This window comes from Mesorhizobium sp. LNHC209A00 (genome assembly GCF_000502915.1).
In the GTDB taxonomy this organism is placed as follows: Bacteria; Pseudomonadota; Alphaproteobacteria; order Rhizobiales; family Rhizobiaceae; genus Mesorhizobium.
In genome coordinates, this window is record NZ_AYWT01000002.1 from 595302 (window position 1) to 611123 (window position 15822).

Annotated in this window: 13 protein-coding genes; 9 read left to right on the plus strand and 4 right to left on the minus strand. The window is 64.0% G+C overall.

The annotated features are described in order from the left end of the window. The first annotated feature begins 2 nt into the window (after positions 1-2). The 4 genes from X739_RS159705 to X739_RS1000000169135 all read left to right on the plus strand — a co-directional run bounded on the left by X739_RS159705 (position 3) and on the right by X739_RS1000000169135 (position 2877). On the plus strand, positions 3-857 hold the full coding sequence (locus X739_RS159705) for a MetQ/NlpA family lipoprotein (protein ID WP_023793270.1): 855 nt from the start codon (positions 3-5) through the stop codon (positions 855-857). Between the two features lie 82 nt (positions 858-939). Beyond that, the gene (locus tag X739_RS159700; RefSeq protein WP_023793272.1) at positions 940-2022 is read left to right on the plus strand and encodes a methionine ABC transporter ATP-binding protein; all 1083 of its coding nucleotides are present in this window, start codon (positions 940-942) and stop codon (positions 2020-2022) included. Then, on the plus strand, positions 2003-2659 hold the full coding sequence (locus X739_RS159695; RefSeq protein ID WP_023793275.1) for a methionine ABC transporter permease: 657 nt from the start codon (positions 2003-2005) through the stop codon (positions 2657-2659). Before X739_RS159700 ends, X739_RS159695 begins: the two co-directional genes overlap by 20 nt. Further along, the gene (locus X739_RS1000000169135) at positions 2659-2877 is read left to right on the plus strand and encodes a hypothetical protein (protein WP_023781936.1); all 219 of its coding nucleotides are present in this window, start codon (positions 2659-2661) and stop codon (positions 2875-2877) included. Before X739_RS159695 ends, X739_RS1000000169135 begins: the two co-directional genes overlap by 1 nt. Positions 2878-3179: 302 nt before the next feature. Here the strand turns inward: X739_RS1000000169135 and X739_RS159690 are convergent, their stop codons facing one another. The 4 genes from X739_RS159690 to X739_RS159675 form a co-directional block, all read right to left on the minus strand. Next, on the minus strand, positions 3180-4310 hold the full coding sequence (locus X739_RS159690) for an aminomethyltransferase family protein (protein WP_031251957.1): 1131 nt from the start codon (positions 4308-4310) through the stop codon (positions 3180-3182). A 49-nt stretch (positions 4311-4359) separates the two neighbouring features. Then, positions 4360-5136, minus strand: a complete 777-nt coding sequence (locus X739_RS159685; protein WP_023793280.1) for an ABC transporter substrate-binding protein — start codon at positions 5134-5136, stop codon at positions 4360-4362. Positions 5137-5247: 111 nt separating this feature from the next. After that, positions 5248-6957, minus strand: a complete 1710-nt coding sequence (locus X739_RS159680; RefSeq protein WP_023793283.1) for a hydantoinase B/oxoprolinase family protein — start codon at positions 6955-6957, stop codon at positions 5248-5250. Between the two features lies 1 nt (position 6958). Next, the gene (locus tag X739_RS159675) at positions 6959-9043 is read right to left on the minus strand and encodes a hydantoinase/oxoprolinase family protein (protein ID WP_023793285.1); all 2085 of its coding nucleotides are present in this window, start codon (positions 9041-9043) and stop codon (positions 6959-6961) included. Between the two features lie 219 nt (positions 9044-9262). Between X739_RS159675 and X739_RS159670 the strand changes: the two genes are divergently transcribed. From X739_RS159670 to X739_RS159650, 5 genes are all read left to right on the plus strand, one after another. After that, on the plus strand, positions 9263-10090 hold the full coding sequence (locus X739_RS159670; protein WP_023793287.1) for a ferredoxin--NADP reductase: 828 nt from the start codon (positions 9263-9265) through the stop codon (positions 10088-10090). Positions 10091-10301: 211 nt separating this feature from the next. Continuing rightward, the gene (gene deoC, locus X739_RS159665; RefSeq protein ID WP_031251958.1) at positions 10302-11348 is read left to right on the plus strand and encodes a deoxyribose-phosphate aldolase; all 1047 of its coding nucleotides are present in this window, start codon (positions 10302-10304) and stop codon (positions 11346-11348) included. Between the two features lie 68 nt (positions 11349-11416). Further along, entirely contained in the window at positions 11417-13789 is a 2373-nt protein-coding gene (locus X739_RS159660; RefSeq protein ID WP_023793292.1) for an aldehyde dehydrogenase family protein, read from the plus strand. A gap of 170 nt (positions 13790-13959) precedes the next feature. Continuing rightward, positions 13960-14691 carry an SDR family oxidoreductase gene (locus X739_RS159655; protein WP_023772089.1) on the plus strand — a complete coding sequence of 244 codons (732 nt, stop codon included), beginning with the start codon at positions 13960-13962 and terminating at the stop codon, positions 14689-14691. A gap of 199 nt (positions 14692-14890) precedes the next feature. After that, the gene (locus X739_RS159650; protein ID WP_023772088.1) at positions 14891-15736 is read left to right on the plus strand and encodes a fumarylacetoacetate hydrolase family protein; all 846 of its coding nucleotides are present in this window, start codon (positions 14891-14893) and stop codon (positions 15734-15736) included. Positions 15737-15822 lie beyond the last annotated feature (86 nt).

A 15822-nucleotide genomic window follows, 5' to 3' on the forward strand; every position in this document is an offset into this window, starting at 1 on the left:
TCATGTCCGATCCCAACAACACTTTGCCATCTTCCCCATGGGCACCCCTGAACCGCCGCAGCGGCCTGGCTCTGCTGTTCGCGTCGGCTGTCGCGATCGGCAGCCTGATGGCGCCGCATGCGTCCTTGGCCGAGGACAAGAAGGCGATCAAGGTCGGCATCATCAGCGGCGAGGACGAGGATGTCTGGCGTGTCGTCGTCGCGCAAGCAGCCGAAAAGGGCCTCAGCATCGACACGGTGGTGTTCAACGACTACACCCAGCCCAACGAGGCGCTGGAGCGCGGCGAGATCGACGCCAACGCCTTCCAGCACCAGCCCTATCTCGACAACCAGATCAAGACGCAGGGCTACCACATCGTGCGTGTCGGCTATACCGGCGTGTGGCCGATCGGCCTCTACTCCAAGAAGTACACCAAGGTTGCCGATCTGCCGGAGGGCGCGGTGATCGGCGTGCCGAACGACCCGTCCAACGAAGGCCGGGCGTTGCGCGTGCTGCAGAATGAGGGCGTGATCAAGCTCAGGGATGGCACCGGCATTCTCGCCACCACCGCCGACATCGCCGAGAATGCGAAAAAGGTCGAGATCAAGGAGTTGGACGCCGGCATCGTCGGCCGCTCGGTCGAGGATCTCGACGCCGCCGTGGTCAATACCGACTGGGCACTGAAAAGCGGCCTGACACCGGAGAACCGCATCGCTCAGGAGCCGATCGCAGACAATCCGTACCGCAACTTCATCGCGGTCAAGGTCGGCCATGAGAACGAGGCCTGGGTGAAGACGCTGGTCGCGTCCTATCAGAACGAGGCTGTGAAGGCCGAGTTCGACAAGGTCTATAAGGGCACCGGTCTCAGCGCCTATTGAGTTATGCGGGCACCGACGTGCCGTTGACAGCTTAAGCGGTCCGCGCGATGCGCGGGCCGCAATCGCATTTCGGGACCTGCCTATGAACCAGCATTTTATCGCAACCACCGAGGCCGCGGATCAGGCCACCACGCAGGACGTGGTGCGCCTTGTCGACCTGAAGCGCCGCTTCGGCCAGACGGCGGCGCTCGACGGCATTTCCTTGACGGTGCGCAAGGGCGAGGTTCTCGGCATCATCGGCCGCAGCGGCGCCGGTAAATCCACCCTGATCCGCTGCCTGAACGGACTGGAGCGCCCTGACACCGGCGAGGTGTTCATCGAAGGCCGCGAGATCAGCCGACTTGGCGAGCGCGAGTTGCAGCCGTTGCGGCGGCGCATCGGCATGATATTCCAGCATTTCAACCTGCTGTCGGCCAAGACAGTCGAGGACAATGTGGCGCTGCCGCTCAAGATCGAGAGCCGGCCGAAGGCGGAGCGCCTGAAGCGGGCCGCGGAACTGCTCGGTCTCGTGGGCCTGTCGGAGAAGGCAAAGGCATATCCGGCGTCGCTGTCCGGCGGCCAGAAACAGCGCGTCGGCATTGCCCGAGCGCTTGCCGCGCGGCCGGCGCTGCTTCTGTCGGACGAAGCGACATCGGCGCTCGACCCGGAGACGACGCGCTCCATTCTCGCCCTGCTGAAGGACATCAACCGCCAGCTTGGCCTGACCATCCTTTTGATCACCCATGAAATGGAAGTGATCCGCTCGATCGCTGACCGCGTGGCGGTGATCGACGCCGGGCGCATCGTCGAGGAAGGGCCGGTCTGGTCGGTGTTTGCCGATCCGCAATCGGACGTCACAAGACGCCTGCTCGGGACCATCCGGCCGCAACTTCCGGCCGAACTGGCGGCGCGGCTGGTGCCGGGGGCCGGCACCGAAACGGTTCTGCGCGTCGACGTGGCGGGCGAGGCGGCGCGCGAGCCGCTGCTGTTCGACCTTGCGGCCGCGGTGCCCGGTCCCTTCCGCCTCGTCCATGGCGGCATCGACCACATCCAGCGGCAGCCGGTCGGAACGCTGTTCCTTTCCGTTGCCGGCAGCGATGCGAGCCACCTCGCGGAAATCGTCACATTCCTGAAATCCCGCCAGGCGCGGGTGGAGGTGCTTGGCCATGTCACCGATCCTGTTTGAGCTTCTGTTGCGATCGATCTGGGAGACGGTGCTGATGACGGCCGCCTCCGGCCTGATCTCGCTGGTGTTCGGCCTGCCACTCGGGCTGGCCCTGATTGCCACCGAACGCGGCGGCATCGCCGAAAGCCCATGGGTGAACCGCGTGCTCGGCGCCGTCATCAACGGCTTCCGCTCGGTCCCGTTCATCATCCTTCTGGTGGCGCTGATCCCGGTGACGCGGCTGATCGTCGGCACCTCGATCGGCACATGGGCGGCCATCGTGCCGCTGTCGATCGCCGCCACTCCCTACTATGCGCGAATCGCCGAAGTGTCATTGCGCGAGGTCGACCACGGACTGATCGAGGCGGCGCGCGCCATGGGCGGCAACCGCTGGACGATCATCCGCGAGGTGTTGGTGCCGGAGGCGCTACCCGGCATCGTGGCCGGCTTCACCGTGACGCTGGTGACGCTGGTCGGCGCCTCGGCGATGGCAGGCGCCATCGGTGCCGGTGGCCTCGGCGACCTTGCCATCCGCTACGGCTACCAGCGCTTCGAGACATCGGTGATGATCGCCGTGGTGATCGTGCTGATCATCCTGGTCTGCGGCATCCAGTGGGTGGGTGACCGGCTGGTGGCGATGCTGGATCGGCGGGGGTGATGAGCCGGCTGAACATCCGGGTGGCCGTGACCTTCTCATCAACGTCAGCGCTGCCCCTCACTGTCCTGCCGGACATCTCTCCCCGTGGAACGGGGAGACAGGGGCTAGCCCTGGACGCCGGCATTCTGCAAGCAACGCCGATGATTGGCGAAATCGTCGATGTGAGCGACCCCCTCCCCGTCACTATATACGGGGAGAGGATGCCGGCAGGCAGGTGAGGGGCAGCGCCGATCGCTCGCCATTATCACTGCTTGCCATGACACTGTAGGGCTGTTCCTACGGATTTCTTCCTTGATGAGTGAGCGCCGCTCATCGCCCGACAATCCCTGCCGCACACCGTGGTTGAGTACCTTGGCCATGCGGGGCGACAGCTTCATGCCTTCGACAGCGCTGATTTTCTCGCCACGCGCGCTCGTCAGCTCGAAATGACCTGCCTTACTGAACGGCCGATTCTTGAACCAGGAGACTTCATCCGCGAACCATATCATGGACGCCAAGCGGAAACCAAAATCATTCCGCGCTAGCCCCTCAGCCTCGCCCCTTCCGGGTCAAAGAACGGCATCGGCGCCACCACCGCGCGTACCGGCTTGCCATCGATGGCGATGCTGAGCTCTGTTCCAACAGCCGTGAACGGCAATCGCAAATGCGCTGTCGCCAGCACCTTGCCCAGGGAATAGCCGTGGTCGCTGTAGGTGACCACACCGGCGTTCTCACCATCGGCCATCACCCGTGCATCCGTCGCTGCCGGCTTGTCGCCGTCGAGGAAAAGCCCGGTCCAGCGCTCGTCGAGGCCCTTGTCGCGCACCTTGAGCAGCGCGTCCCGGCCGATGAAATCGCCTTTATCGAACTTGATCCAGCGGTCGAGGCCGACATGGAACGGCGTGCGCGTCTCGTCCATGTCGATGCCGTGCGCCGGATAGGCCTTTTCCAGGCCGAGCGTGAACATGGCCAGCACGCCATAGGGTTTCAAGCCGAAAGCTTGGCCAGTGCGCATCAGCGCGTCCCAAACCGAGGTCGCCTCGTCGGCCGGCACGAACAGTTCGAAGCCGAGTTCGCCGGTCACGCCTGTACGTGAAATCAAGACCCGCGTTCCGTTGATATGGCCTGATATAAACGCCCAGCGTTTCAATTCGTCGAGATCGGCGTCCGAGATCATCGCCTTCAGGAGATCGCGTGAGCGCGGGCCCTGGATGGTCGGGAAGGCGACGGCGGCAGTGATGTCGGTGACATAGGCCCTGCGCCCTTGCGCATGATGCTGGAGCCAGGGCAGCATCTTGAGGCGGTTGACCGAACCGGTCACCAGCATGAAATGCTCCGCGCCCAGCCGGAACACGGTGAGGTCGTCCATGATGCCGCCGTCCTCACGACAGACGGTGGAATAGCGTACTTGGCCCGGCCCCATCGCCGCGGCGTCATTGACAATGACATGGTTGACCAGCGCCTCGGCGTCGGCACCCTTAATGTCCATCTTGCCCATGGTGCTGAGGTCCTGAACGCCGACATTTTTACGCGTATTCAAATGTTCGTCGGCGATGCCGGAATAATGTTTGGCCGCGATGAAATCGCCGCCGACCCGACCCATGGCCGCACCCAGCCCAACGATGCTGCTGTGGAAGGGGGAGCGACGCTCAGCCAATAAAATCTCCATCATTCAAATCGGCAGCGCCGGGTTGCGCCGCCGAGCTCGATTGGTACCGGGATCAACTCCCATAGACGTCGAATGAAAAATACTTGTCGTTGATTTCCTTGTACTTTCCGTTGGCGCGCAGCGCGTCGATTGCCGCGTTGAACTTGTTGGCCAGTTCCTTGTTGCCCTTCTGCAGCGCAATGCCGACGCCGGGCCCGTGAATGGCGGGATCTGCCGTCAGCGTGCCGAGCAGCTTGCAGCAGGCGCCGTCGGGCTTCTTCAACCATTCGGTCAGGATGATCGAGCCGTCCATCATCGCATCGAGGCGGCCATTGGCCATGTCGGTGCGGGCGTCGTCGCCGGTCGGGTAGGCCTTGACGGTCGAGCCCGAATATTTCTGCTCGGCGAAATTCTGGTGGATGGTGGCGCTCTGCACGCCCAGCACCTTGCCTTTCAGATCGTCCGGCGAGGTGCCCGCGATGGTTGAGTCCTTCGGCACCGCGATGGCCGGCGGCGTCTGGTAGTATTTGTGGGTGAACTCGACCTTTTCGGCCCGCTCGGGCGTGATGGTGATGTTGATGATGGCGTCGAACTTGCCGGCCTGGAGCGCGGGAATAGAGCCGTCGAAATCCTGCACGGTGAACTCGCATTCGACCTTCATCTGCGCGCACAGCGCGTTGCCGAGATCGATGTCGAAACCGCCGAGCGTGCCATCGGCATTGGCATGGTTGAAGGGCGGATAGGCACCCTCGGTACCGAGCCTCAGTTTTTTCTCCTGGGCGGAAGCAGCACCGGTGGCAAGCGCAAAAGCCACGGAAGCGGCAAGCACGAAACGACCGAAAAGACGCATGGTCCAGATCTCCGTTGACCGGGTAAATCTACGGGCTTTCATGCTCCCGGCGGAGACGAAAACGACATGTGCCGCGGCGATCACGGCGCGGTGCAGTTCCTCCGCGTCCGGTCAGGTTCCTTGTGCCTCGGCTCCGAACAGATCCCTTGCTTGCTTCGTCGTATAATAACCAAGCTGGACGTCCCGTGCGACCAGTTCCGGATCGCGCTCACGCGGATCGCCATAGCCGCCGCCACCCGGCGTGCCGACGCGCACGCGGTCGCCGGCCTTCAGCGGGATGTCCTGCTCCTTGGATAGGTGCGGCGGCACATGCTCCTCGCCGTTGCGGAACACGGTCACGCTGTTGGGCTCGCCGTCCCGACCGCCAAGGGCGCCTTGCGGACCGAAACGGCCATGGTCCATTACAAAGGAGGCTCGCGCCTCGCCGCGCAGGATCTCGACCTCATAGGCGAGGCCAAAACCACCACGATGCTTGCCGGCGCCGCCCGAGCCTTCGCGCAAGGCATAGTGGCGATAGAGCACCGGAAAGGCCTGCTCCATGATCTCGACCGGCGGCGACTTCGAAATGCCGATGGTCGAGCAGCCATTGGTCAGCCCGTCATGCCCCGAATTGCCGCCATAGCCGCCACCGGAGATCTGGTACATGACGTAGTCGCGGCCGCGCGCCGGATCATTGCCGCCGAGCGCGAAATTGCCGCTGGAGCCGGCCGGGGCCGCCGTCACCTTGTCGGGCAGCGCCTGCACCATCGCCGCGAACACCGCCTCGGCGATGCGCTGCGATACTTCGGCCGCACAGCCAGACACGGGGCGCGGATATTTGGCGTCGAGGAAAGTGCCTTCCGGCCGCTTGACCTCGAGCGGCTCGAAGGCACCAGCGCTGATCGGCACGTCCGGGAAGATATGGCGCATGGCGAGATAGACCGAGGACAATGTCGTCGCCAGCACGCTGTTCATCGGTCCCGCACAAGGCTTTGACGAGCCTGAAAAATCGAAGGTCAGAGTGTCGCCCTGTTTCTCGACGGCGAGCGCGATGGTCAGCGGTTCGTTGACCACCCCGTCGGAATCGACAAAAGCCTCGGAGCGGTAGGTGCCGTCGGGAATGGCCGCTATGTTGGCGCGCATCTGCTCGGCGGCACGGTGGCGCAATTCGGCGATCGCTTCGACAACGATTTCGTCCCCGTAACGATCCAGGATTCCATTAAGCCTGTCCTGGCCGATCAGCAGCGCGGCGGCCTGGGCCCGGATGTCGCCGATGCGCTGGTCGGCAACCCTGATGTTGGAGCAGATGATGGCGTAGATTTCCGCGTCGAGCACGCCCTTCTTGAACAGCTTTACCGGCGGCAGCCGCAGGCCTTCCTGCTCGACCGCCGTCGCCGAAGCCGAGAAGCCGCCGGGCACGGAGCCGCCAATGTCGGGCCAATGGCCGGTGTTCGACAACCAGCAGAAGATCTTTTCACCGCGATAGACCGGCATGGCGAAGCGCACATCCATCAGATGCGTGCCGCCGAGATAGGGATCGTTGACGATGTAGATGTCGCCCGGCTCCGGGGCCAGGCAGCGGCCGTCGGCGATCATCTCGATCACCGTCCTGGTCGAATATTGCATGACGCCGACAAACACAGGCAGACCCTGACTGCCCTGCGCGATCAACGAGCCGTCGACGGCGGAATAGATGCCGTCCGAGCGGTCATTGGCCTCGGCGATCACGGGCGAAAAGGCGGCGCGGGAAAAGGTCAGGTCCATCTCGTCGCAGACCTGCTGCAAAGCGGCCTGGAGCACCGAAAGCGTGATTGCGTCGAGCCTTGCGTTCTCAACTGACATGTCAGGCCTCGCCAATGTCGATGATGATGTTGCCGTCGGCGTCGGAGCGTGCGCGGTCGCCCGGTTCGAGCACGGTGGTCGCGTCCATCTGTTCGAGGATCGCCGGCCCTTCGATGACCGCATCGAGCGGCAGCTTTTCCCTGCTATAGACCGGCGTGTCGTGCCAGCGCCCGGCGTACCAGACCGGTCGGATTTCGCGACGCGCCGCGTCGAGCGTTTTCGCCCGCCCGGCCGGGTCGATCAGCCGTGACAGGTCGATCGCCGGACGCACGCCGGTGACCGAGGTGTTGAGATTGACGAGGTTGGCGCGGATTTCCGGCAACTCCACCTTGAAGCGGGCGAAATAGGCTTTCTCGAACAACGCCTGCAATTGGCTCCGGGTCACCGACGAGGACGGTAGCGGCACGTTGATGATGTGGGTCTGGCCGACGAACTGCATGTCGGCGGAGTGGGAGACGCGGATCGATTCCGGCTTCACCGCTTCCTTGGCGATCAGCTCCTCGCCTTCGTTCCGGTGCCGTTCCAGTACTTGGTGGAGCTGGCTTTCGTCCAGCACAGCCACGGGCTGGTTGATGGTGTTGACGAAGTCGTGGCGCAGATCGGCGACGACGCAGCCGAGCGCGTTGGTGATGCCGGGCCGCGCCGGCACCAGCACTTTGGGCAAGCCGAGTTCGCGGGCGAGCGCCGTCGCATGCAGCGGCCCGGCGCCGCCGAAGGCGAACAGCGCGAAATCGCGCGGGTCGTGGCCGCGCGACACCGACACCATGCGGATGGCGCCGGCCATCTTCATGTTGCCCAGCCTGAGCACCGCGCCCGCGGCCTCGACACCCGACAGGCCAGTTGCCTTGCCGATCCTGTCCTCGAAAATGCCGGTGACGCGCTCCGATGTGACTGGGTTTTCGACGGCCAGCAGCTTCTTCGGCGCTAGCCGGCCAAGCACGAGGTTGGCGTCGGTGATCGTCGGCTCGGTCCCGCCGCGCCCGTAGCAGATCGGGCCGGGATTGGCGCCGGCACTTTCCGGCCCGATCTGAATCAGGCCGGCCGCATCGACGCGGGCGATCGAGCCGCCGCCGGCGCCCACCGTATGCACCGCCACCATCGGCACATGGATGGGCATGGCGTATTCGATCTCGATCTCGTTCGAGACAGCCGGCTCGGCGTTGCGGATCAGCGCCACGTCGGTCGAGGTGCCGCCCATGTCGTAGGTAACGAGGTTTTCGAAGCCTGCGCGCTTGCCCGTGTAGGCGGCGGCGATGACGCCGGAGGCGGGCCCCGACATGACCGTCTTGGCCGATTCACGTGTGACGAAGCGGGCCGATATCATGCCGCCATTGCCGTTCATGATCAGGAAGTCGCGGGCATAGCCCTTGTCGGCCAATTCCGTGCGCAGGCGCTCGACATAGCGCTCCAGGATCGGCTGCACCGAAGCGTTGACCGATGCCGTCACCCCGCGCTCGAATTCGCGCGCTTCCGACAATAGCGCATGGCCCGTGGTGATGTAGCCGTTCGGCCAGAGCTCGGCGGCTATTTCGGCGGCGCGCCGCTCATGCGTGGGGTTGGCGTAGGAGTGGAGGAAATGGATGACGAGGGATTCGCAGCCGGCCGCGATGAGCGCGTGTACCGCCTCGCGCATCTCGGCTTCATCAAGCGGCGTGCGCACCGCACCTGATGCCTCGACGCGCTCCGACACTTCGAGGCGCAGGTTGCGCGGAATGATCGGGACGAAGGTTCCCGTCATGCCATAGGGTTGCGGCCGTGTCCGCCTACCGAGTTCGATCACGTCGCGAAAACCGCGCGTGGTGATCATCCCGGTCCTGGCCAGCCGGCGCTCCAGCACCGCATTGGTGGTGGTGGTCGTACCATGCACGATGAGGTCGATGCCGTCGATCGGAAAGCCGGTGGCGCCAAGCGCCGAAACCACGCCAAAGGCCTGGTTGTCGACAGTGGTCGGGGTCTTGGCCAGATACACTCTGCCACCGTCCTTGCCGTCGATCAGGAGCAGGTCGGTGAAGGTTCCGCCGACATCGATGCCGGCGACGACGCTGCCCAGGGAATCCGGCGGCTGCACCGAAAAATTCTCTTTCATTGTCGAAACCCGAAATGCTGGGACTACGGATATGCCGCAGTTTGGAAAGGTGTTTTACGGCGGCGTCTTGACGCAAATATCGTTTGTATACTAATAAATTCCGGACACAAGAGCTTACCGCTTCGGTAGCGTGCATGGCATGCCGGAACCTGAATGGTTCGGGCGCGCACGGGAAAGTTTGGCGCCCGCGTCTGTCATTGGGCGAGAAGGTTGGAATTGATGAACACCACGCCCTCGTTCAACACCGCTGAAGCCCGCCCGCTGCAGTTTCCGATTCCGGCCAATGTCTATGCCGAAACCGTCGTCTCGGTGAAACACTATACCGACCGGTTGTTCTCGTTCCGCATCACCCGGCCGCAATCGCTGCGCTTCCGCTCGGGCGAATTCGTCATGATCGGCCTGCCCAATGCCGAGAAGCCGGTGTATCGCGCCTACTCCGTCGCCAGCCCGGCCTGGGACGAAGAGCTGGAATTCTTCTCGATCAAGGTGCCGGATGGCCCGCTGACCTCGGAACTGCAGAAGATCCAGGTCGGCGACACCGTCATCATGCGCCAAAAATCGACCGGCACGCTGGTCGTCGACGCGCTGACCCCCGCCAAGCGCCTGTTCATGATCTCGACCGGCACCGGCATCGCGCCCTTTGCCAGCCTGCTGCGCGATCCCGACACTTACGAGAAGTTCGATCAGCTGATCCTGACCCACACCTGCCGCGACAATGCCGAGCTGATCTACGGCCAGGAACTGGTGGCGGCGCTCGAAAGCGACCCGCTGATCGGCGAGCTGACCACTGGGCGCGTCACGCTCTACAATTCGACGACCCGCGAAGAGTCGGCGCGCATGGGCCGCATCACCGCGCTTATCGGCTCCGGCAAATTCTACAGCGACCTCGGCATCGAAAAGCTCAATCCCGAAACCGACCGCATCATGATCTGCGGCTCGATGCACATGCTGAAAGACGTCAAGGAGCTGGCCGAAAGCCTCGGCTTCCAGGAAGGTTCGCTCAGCCATCCCTCGAGCTTCGTCGTCGAACGCGCCTTCGTCGGCTGAGGCCAGCGCGTCTCCCAGAAAGCTGGTTTTGACCTTCCGGTCAAAAATCAGCTGCTTTCGCGGCCTTTTTCAGCTATCCCTCGCTTGAGGACTCGTGAAGCGCGACTTCGCGGGCTATCTTCGTGCGTGTCGCCCAAAACTGTCGACGGCTTTGGGGTAAAGATGCGCGCCGAGATATCAAGCGCACGCCACTTGAATGAAAGGGCAGGAGATGAGCAGCACCATCCGCGAAGCCGATCTTGGCACCAAGGTGACGCCGCTGCCGGCACGCGCCGCCGCGAACACGCCGGTGCCGCTGGACCATCACATCACGCGTAATCCCGGCCTGAAACTCGACCTCGGTTTTCTCGAATCGGTACGCAGCGTCAACCGCTCCGCGCTGGAACGCCGCGTCGCCAGCCTGACCAAGCGGCGCTCGATCAAGGCCGACAACCAGGCGGCCTGGCTGCTGCGGGCGATCGCCTGCATGGATCTGACGACGCTCAACTCCAACGACACCGAGGAGCGCGTGCGCCGGCTCTGCGCCAAGGCGATCAACCCGCTGCGCCGCGACATCATCGAAGGTCTCGGCATTGCGGGCGAGACCATCCGGCCGGCCGCCGTCTGCGTCTACCATCCCTTCGTCGCCACGGCCGTGGACGCGGTGCGCGGCACCGGCATCCATGTCGCCGCGGTCTCCACCGCCTTCCCGCATGGCTTGGCGCCGCTGTCGACCCGGTTGCAGGAGATCGAGGCCTCGGTGAAGGACGGCGCCGACGAGATCGATGTCGTCATCCCGCGCGGCCTGGTGTTCGGCGCCAAGTGGCGCGAGCTTTACAATGAGATCGTATCGATGCGTGCCGCCTGCGGTGACGCGCATCTCAAGGTCATTTTGGGCACCGGCGACCTCGCCACGCTGCGCAATGTCATGCTGGCCTCGATGGTGGCGATGATGGCGGGTGCGGACTTCATCAAGACCTCGACCGGCAAGGAAAGCGTCAACGCCACGCTGCCCGTCGGCCTCGCCATGGTGCGCGCCATCAGGGCCTATTTCGAGGAAACAGGCTATCTCATCGGCTTCAAGCCGGCGGGCGGCATTTCCACCGCGAAAGTGTCGCTCGACTGGCTGGTGCTGATGAAGGAGGAACTCGGCCGTCCATGGCTGGAGCCCGAGCTGTTCCGCTTTGGCGCCTCGAGCCTGCTGACCGATATCGAACGTCAGCTCGAGCATCATCTGACCGGGCATTATTCGGCCAATCACCGCCACGCGATGGCTTGAGCACCCCCACCCCGATCGGCTTTGCCGATCGACCCTCCCCACAAGTGGGAGGGTGAAGGAGGAACCTGATGAATATCCTTGAACGCTATCACGCCATGGAATACGGCCCGGCGCCGGAGGCTCGCAACGAGGCCGATGCCTGGCTGGCCGGGCGCGATTTCTCCAAGGCCTTGTTCATCGGTGGCGACTGGAAAGCGGCCGGCGGCGGCAAGACCTTCGACACCAGCGAGCCGTCTTCCGGCAAGCTGTTGGCCAAGGTGTCCGATGCCAATGCCGCCGACATCGACGCGGCGGTTGCTGCCGCCGCAAAGGCGTTGCCGAAATGGAGCGCCAGTTCCGGATACCAGCGCGCGAAAGTGCTCTACGCCATCGGCCGCGCCATGCAGCGTCACCAGCGGCTGTTCGCGGTGGTTGAGACGATCGATAACGGCAAGCCGATCCGCGAAAGCCGCGACATCGACGTGCCGCTGGCAATCCGCCATTTCATTCACCATGCCGGCTGGGCTCAGGCGCTGGACAGGGATTTTCCCGGCCAAAAGGGTGTCGGCGTCGTCGGCCAGATCATCCCGTGGAATTTTCCGCTGCTGATGCTGGCCTGGAAGATCGCACCGGCGCTTGCGGCGGGCTGCACCGTGGTGCTGAAGCCGGCCGAGTTCACGCCGCTGACATCGATCCTGTTCGCCGAGATCTGCGAACGCGCCGGCGTTCCGAAAGGCGTCGTCAACATCGTGCAGGGCGGTCCGGAAGCGGGTGCGGCGATCGTCAACCACCCTGGCATCCAGAAAATCGCCTTCACCGGCTCCTCGGAAGTCGGCAAGATCATCCGCAAGGCCACCGCCGGGTCAGGGAAAAAACTGTCGCTGGAACTTGGCGGCAAGTCGGCCTTCATCGTCTTCGAGGACGCAGATCTCGACAGCGCCGTCGAGGGTCTGGTCGACGGCATCTGGTTCAACCAGGGCCAGGTCTGCTGCGCCGGTTCGCGGCTGCTGGTACAGGAAGGCATCGCCGACGCCTTGATCGCCAAAGTCAAGACGCGGATGAGCCGGCTGCGTGTCGGCAGCCCGCTCGACAAGAACACCGATATCGGCCCGCTGGTCGATCTGACCCAGCTCGACCGGGTCAAGGGACTGATCGCCGAAGGTGCCCGGCAGGGCGCCGTCTGCTGGCAGCCGGATGCAACGCTGCCGTCTTCCGGCTATTATCACCTGCCGACGCTCGCCACCGGTGTACCGCCGGCTAATATCCTGGCGCAAGAAGAGGTGTTCGGGCCGGTGCTCGCCACCATGACCTTCCGCAACACCGAGGAAGCGATCGAACTCGCCAACAACACGCGCTATGGCCTCGCGGCCTCGGTATGGAGCGAGAACGTCAACCTGGCGCTCCATGTCGCGCCGCAATTGAAGGCCGGCGTGGTCTGGGTCAACGGCACCAACATGTTCGACGCCGCCTGCGGCTTTGGCGGCTATCGCGAGAGCGGCTTCGGCCGCGAGGGCGGGCGCGAGGGCATGTTCGAATATCTCTCGGCAAAACTGCCGCTCGGCCCGGTGATCAAACCAGCGACGTCTTCGGCGCAGCCCGTGGAACAGGCGGACGGCGTCGCTATCGACCGCACGGCGAAGCTGTTCATCGGCGGCAAGCAGGTGCGGCCGGACGGCAATTACTCGCTTGCCGTCGCCACCGCCAAGGGCAAGCTCGCCGGCGAAGTCGGGCTCGGCAGCCGCAAGGATATCCGCGATGCGGTTTCGGCTGCCCGCGCCTGCAAAAGCTGGCCGGAGGCGACCGCCTACAACAGGTCGCAGGTGCTTTATTACCTGGCCGAGAACCTTTCCGGCCGCGCGGAAGAATTTGCCGCCCGGCTCACCGAACTGACCGGAGCCAATGCCAAGGCCGCGCGGGACGAGGTGGAGCTCTCGATCGAGCGGCTGTTCCTCTATGCCGGCCTGGCCGACAAGTTCGAGGGACGCGTGCACCACCCGCCAGCGCGTGCCGTGACGCTGGCGCTGCACGAGCCTGTTGGCGTCGTCGGCATCGTGGCGCCGGACGATCAGCCCCTGCTCGGCTTCATCTCGCTGGTCGCGCCGGCGCTGGCCATGGGCAACACGGTGGTCGCCGTGCCGTCGGAACGGTATCCGCTGCTGGCCACCGATCTCTATCAGGTCATCGAATATTCCGATGTGCCGGCCGGCGCCGTCAACATCATCACCGGACGCACCGCGGAGCTTGCCGTCGTGCTGGCCAAGCACGACGACGTCGACGGACTGTGGCTGTTCACCGACGCGGATACCTGCGCCAAGGCGGAAGCCGAGTCCATCGGCAACCTCAAACGCGTCTGGAGCGGCAACGGCCGCAGTCTCGACTGGGCCTCGGAAGATGCCAGCGGTGACGTTTTTCTGCGCCGTGCCATCGAGGTGAAGAATGTCTGGGTGCCTTACGGCGACTAAGGCCCAGAGTGATCGCGATCGGGCTTGACGCCTGGCCATATGTTCTTTAACGAGAAAAAACATCTTTATCAGTGAACTGGCACCGGCCGCACAATCGCGCCTGACTGGCACATGACGCTTTCGCCGGCAGCCGATAAAGGCAATTGACCCAAGCAGGCGAGGAACAAAGCATGGCGGAACTGGCGGGCAAGGTCGTTGTCATCACGGCAGCGGCGCAAGGCATCGGCAAGGCGAGCGCGCTGGCCTTCGCCAAGGCTGGCGCCACCGTCCATGCCACCGACATCAACGAGACGCTGCTGGCGGAACTCGCCAAGACATCAGGGATCAAGACCCGTAAGGTCGACGTGCTCAACGACGAGGCGGTCAATGCCGCCTTTGCCGAGATCGGCGCCGTCGACGTGCTGTTCAATTGCGCCGGTTTCGTCCATTCGGGTTCGATCCTGGAGATGAAGGACGCCGATCTCGATTTCGCTTTCAATCTCAACGTGCGCGCCATGATCCGAACCATCCGGGCGGTGCTGCCCGGCATGCTGGAGCGTGGCGACGGGTCGATCATCAACATGGCTTCGCTCGCCAGTTCGACCAAGGGCGTGCCAAACCGCTTCGCCTATGGCCTCACCAAGGCCGCCGTGATCGGGCTGACCAAGGCGGTCGCGGCCGACTATGTCGGCAAGGGCATACGCTGCAACGCCATCTGCCCCGGCACGGTCGAAAGCCCGTCGCTGCAGGACCGCATGCACGCCCAGGGCGATTACGACGCCGCCCGCGCCGCTTTCATCGCCCGCCAGCCAATGGGCCGGCTCGGCACGCCAGAGGAGATCGCCGATCTCGCCGTCTACCTGGCCGGCGCCAGCTACACGTCCGGACAGGCCTATAATATCGACGGCGGCTGGTCGATCTGAGCGCTGCCTGGGGACAACCGGACATCGGGTTTGGTGCAGGATCGGGAAGTCTGAAAATCCCGCCCGCCGGCCGCCAATAGAGGCTGTTCGCGCTTGTCGTTAAGCAGGCCCATGGCTAGGCTCCGGCGGGTTCCAGAGGACGGCCGCCCCGGCGGAGAGTTTGTAGGACGGCCACGAGGCCGCAATCAGGAGAAGATGCATGAAACTGCTGCGCTATGGCGAGGTGGGAAGCGAACGTCCCGGCCTGCTCGATGCGGATGGAACGATCCGCGATCTCTCCGCCCATGTCGCCGATATTGCCGGCACGACACTTCATCCGGCCTCGCTGGACATGCTTTCGAAGCTCGATGCGAAGTCGCTGCCGGCGGTTTCCGGCAAGCCGCGCCTTGGCGCCTGCGTTGCCGGCACCGGCAAGTTCATCTGCATCGGCCTCAACTATTCCGACCATGCCGCCGAGACCGGGGCCACCGTGCCGCCGGAACCGATCATCTTCATGAAGGCAAGCTCGGCCATCGTCGGCCCGGACGACGACGTGCTGATCCCGCGCGGCTCCGAGAAGACCGACTGGGAAGTCGAGCTCGGCGTGGTCATCGGCAAAACCGCCAAATATGTCAGCGAAGCCGACGCGCTCGACCATGTCGCCGGCTATTGCGTCTCCCATGACGTGTCCGAACGCGCCTTCCAGGCCGAGCGCCAGGGCCAATGGACCAAGGGCAAGAGCTGCGACACGTTCGGCCCGACCGGCCCGTGGCTGGTAACCAAGGACGAAGTATCAGACCCGCAGAACCTGAAGATGTGGCTGACGGTCAACGGCAAGACCATGCAGAACGGCTCGACCAAGACCATGGTCTACGGAGTGGCCTATCTCGTCTCCTACCTCAGCCAGTTCATGTCGCTGCACCCCGGCGACATTATCTCGACCGGCACCCCGCCCGGCGTCGGGCTCGGCATGAAGCCGCCGGTGTTCTTGAAGGCTGGTGATGTTGTCGAGCTGGGGATCGAGGGATTGGGTCAGCAGAAGCAGACGTTCAAGGCTGACGTTTAGAGCAGTTCCGGACGGAAAACCGTTTCACACTTTCCCTGGAATTGCTCTAGGCGTGACATTTTAGGCGCTGGCGCTGCCCCTCATCT

Bases quoted from the DNA above. Each gene is read 5' to 3' on its own strand.
- X739_RS159705 (WP_023793270.1), top strand. From the start codon at position 3: ATGTCCGATCCCAACAACACTTTGCCATCTTCCCCATGGGCACCCCTG.
- X739_RS159700 (WP_023793272.1), top strand. From the start codon at position 940: ATGAACCAGCATTTTATCGCAACCACCGAGGCCGCGGATCAGGCCACC.
- X739_RS159695 (WP_023793275.1), top strand. From the start codon at position 2,003: ATGTCACCGATCCTGTTTGAGCTTCTGTTGCGATCGATCTGGGAGACG.
- X739_RS1000000169135 (WP_023781936.1), top strand. From the start codon at position 2,659: ATGAGCCGGCTGAACATCCGGGTGGCCGTGACCTTCTCATCAACGTCA.
- X739_RS159690 (WP_031251957.1), bottom strand. From the start codon at position 4,310: ATGATGGAGATTTTATTGGCTGAGCGTCGCTCCCCCTTCCACAGCAGC.
- X739_RS159685 (WP_023793280.1), bottom strand. From the start codon at position 5,136: ATGCGTCTTTTCGGTCGTTTCGTGCTTGCCGCTTCCGTGGCTTTTGCG.
- X739_RS159680 (WP_023793283.1), bottom strand. From the start codon at position 6,957: ATGTCAGTTGAGAACGCAAGGCTCGACGCAATCACGCTTTCGGTGCTC.
- X739_RS159675 (WP_023793285.1), bottom strand. From the start codon at position 9,043: ATGAAAGAGAATTTTTCGGTGCAGCCGCCGGATTCCCTGGGCAGCGTC.
- X739_RS159670 (WP_023793287.1), top strand. From the start codon at position 9,263: ATGAACACCACGCCCTCGTTCAACACCGCTGAAGCCCGCCCGCTGCAG.
- deoC (WP_031251958.1), top strand. From the start codon at position 10,302: ATGAGCAGCACCATCCGCGAAGCCGATCTTGGCACCAAGGTGACGCCG.
- X739_RS159660 (WP_023793292.1), top strand. From the start codon at position 11,417: ATGAATATCCTTGAACGCTATCACGCCATGGAATACGGCCCGGCGCCG.
- X739_RS159655 (WP_023772089.1), top strand. From the start codon at position 13,960: ATGGCGGAACTGGCGGGCAAGGTCGTTGTCATCACGGCAGCGGCGCAA.
- X739_RS159650 (WP_023772088.1), top strand. From the start codon at position 14,891: ATGAAACTGCTGCGCTATGGCGAGGTGGGAAGCGAACGTCCCGGCCTG.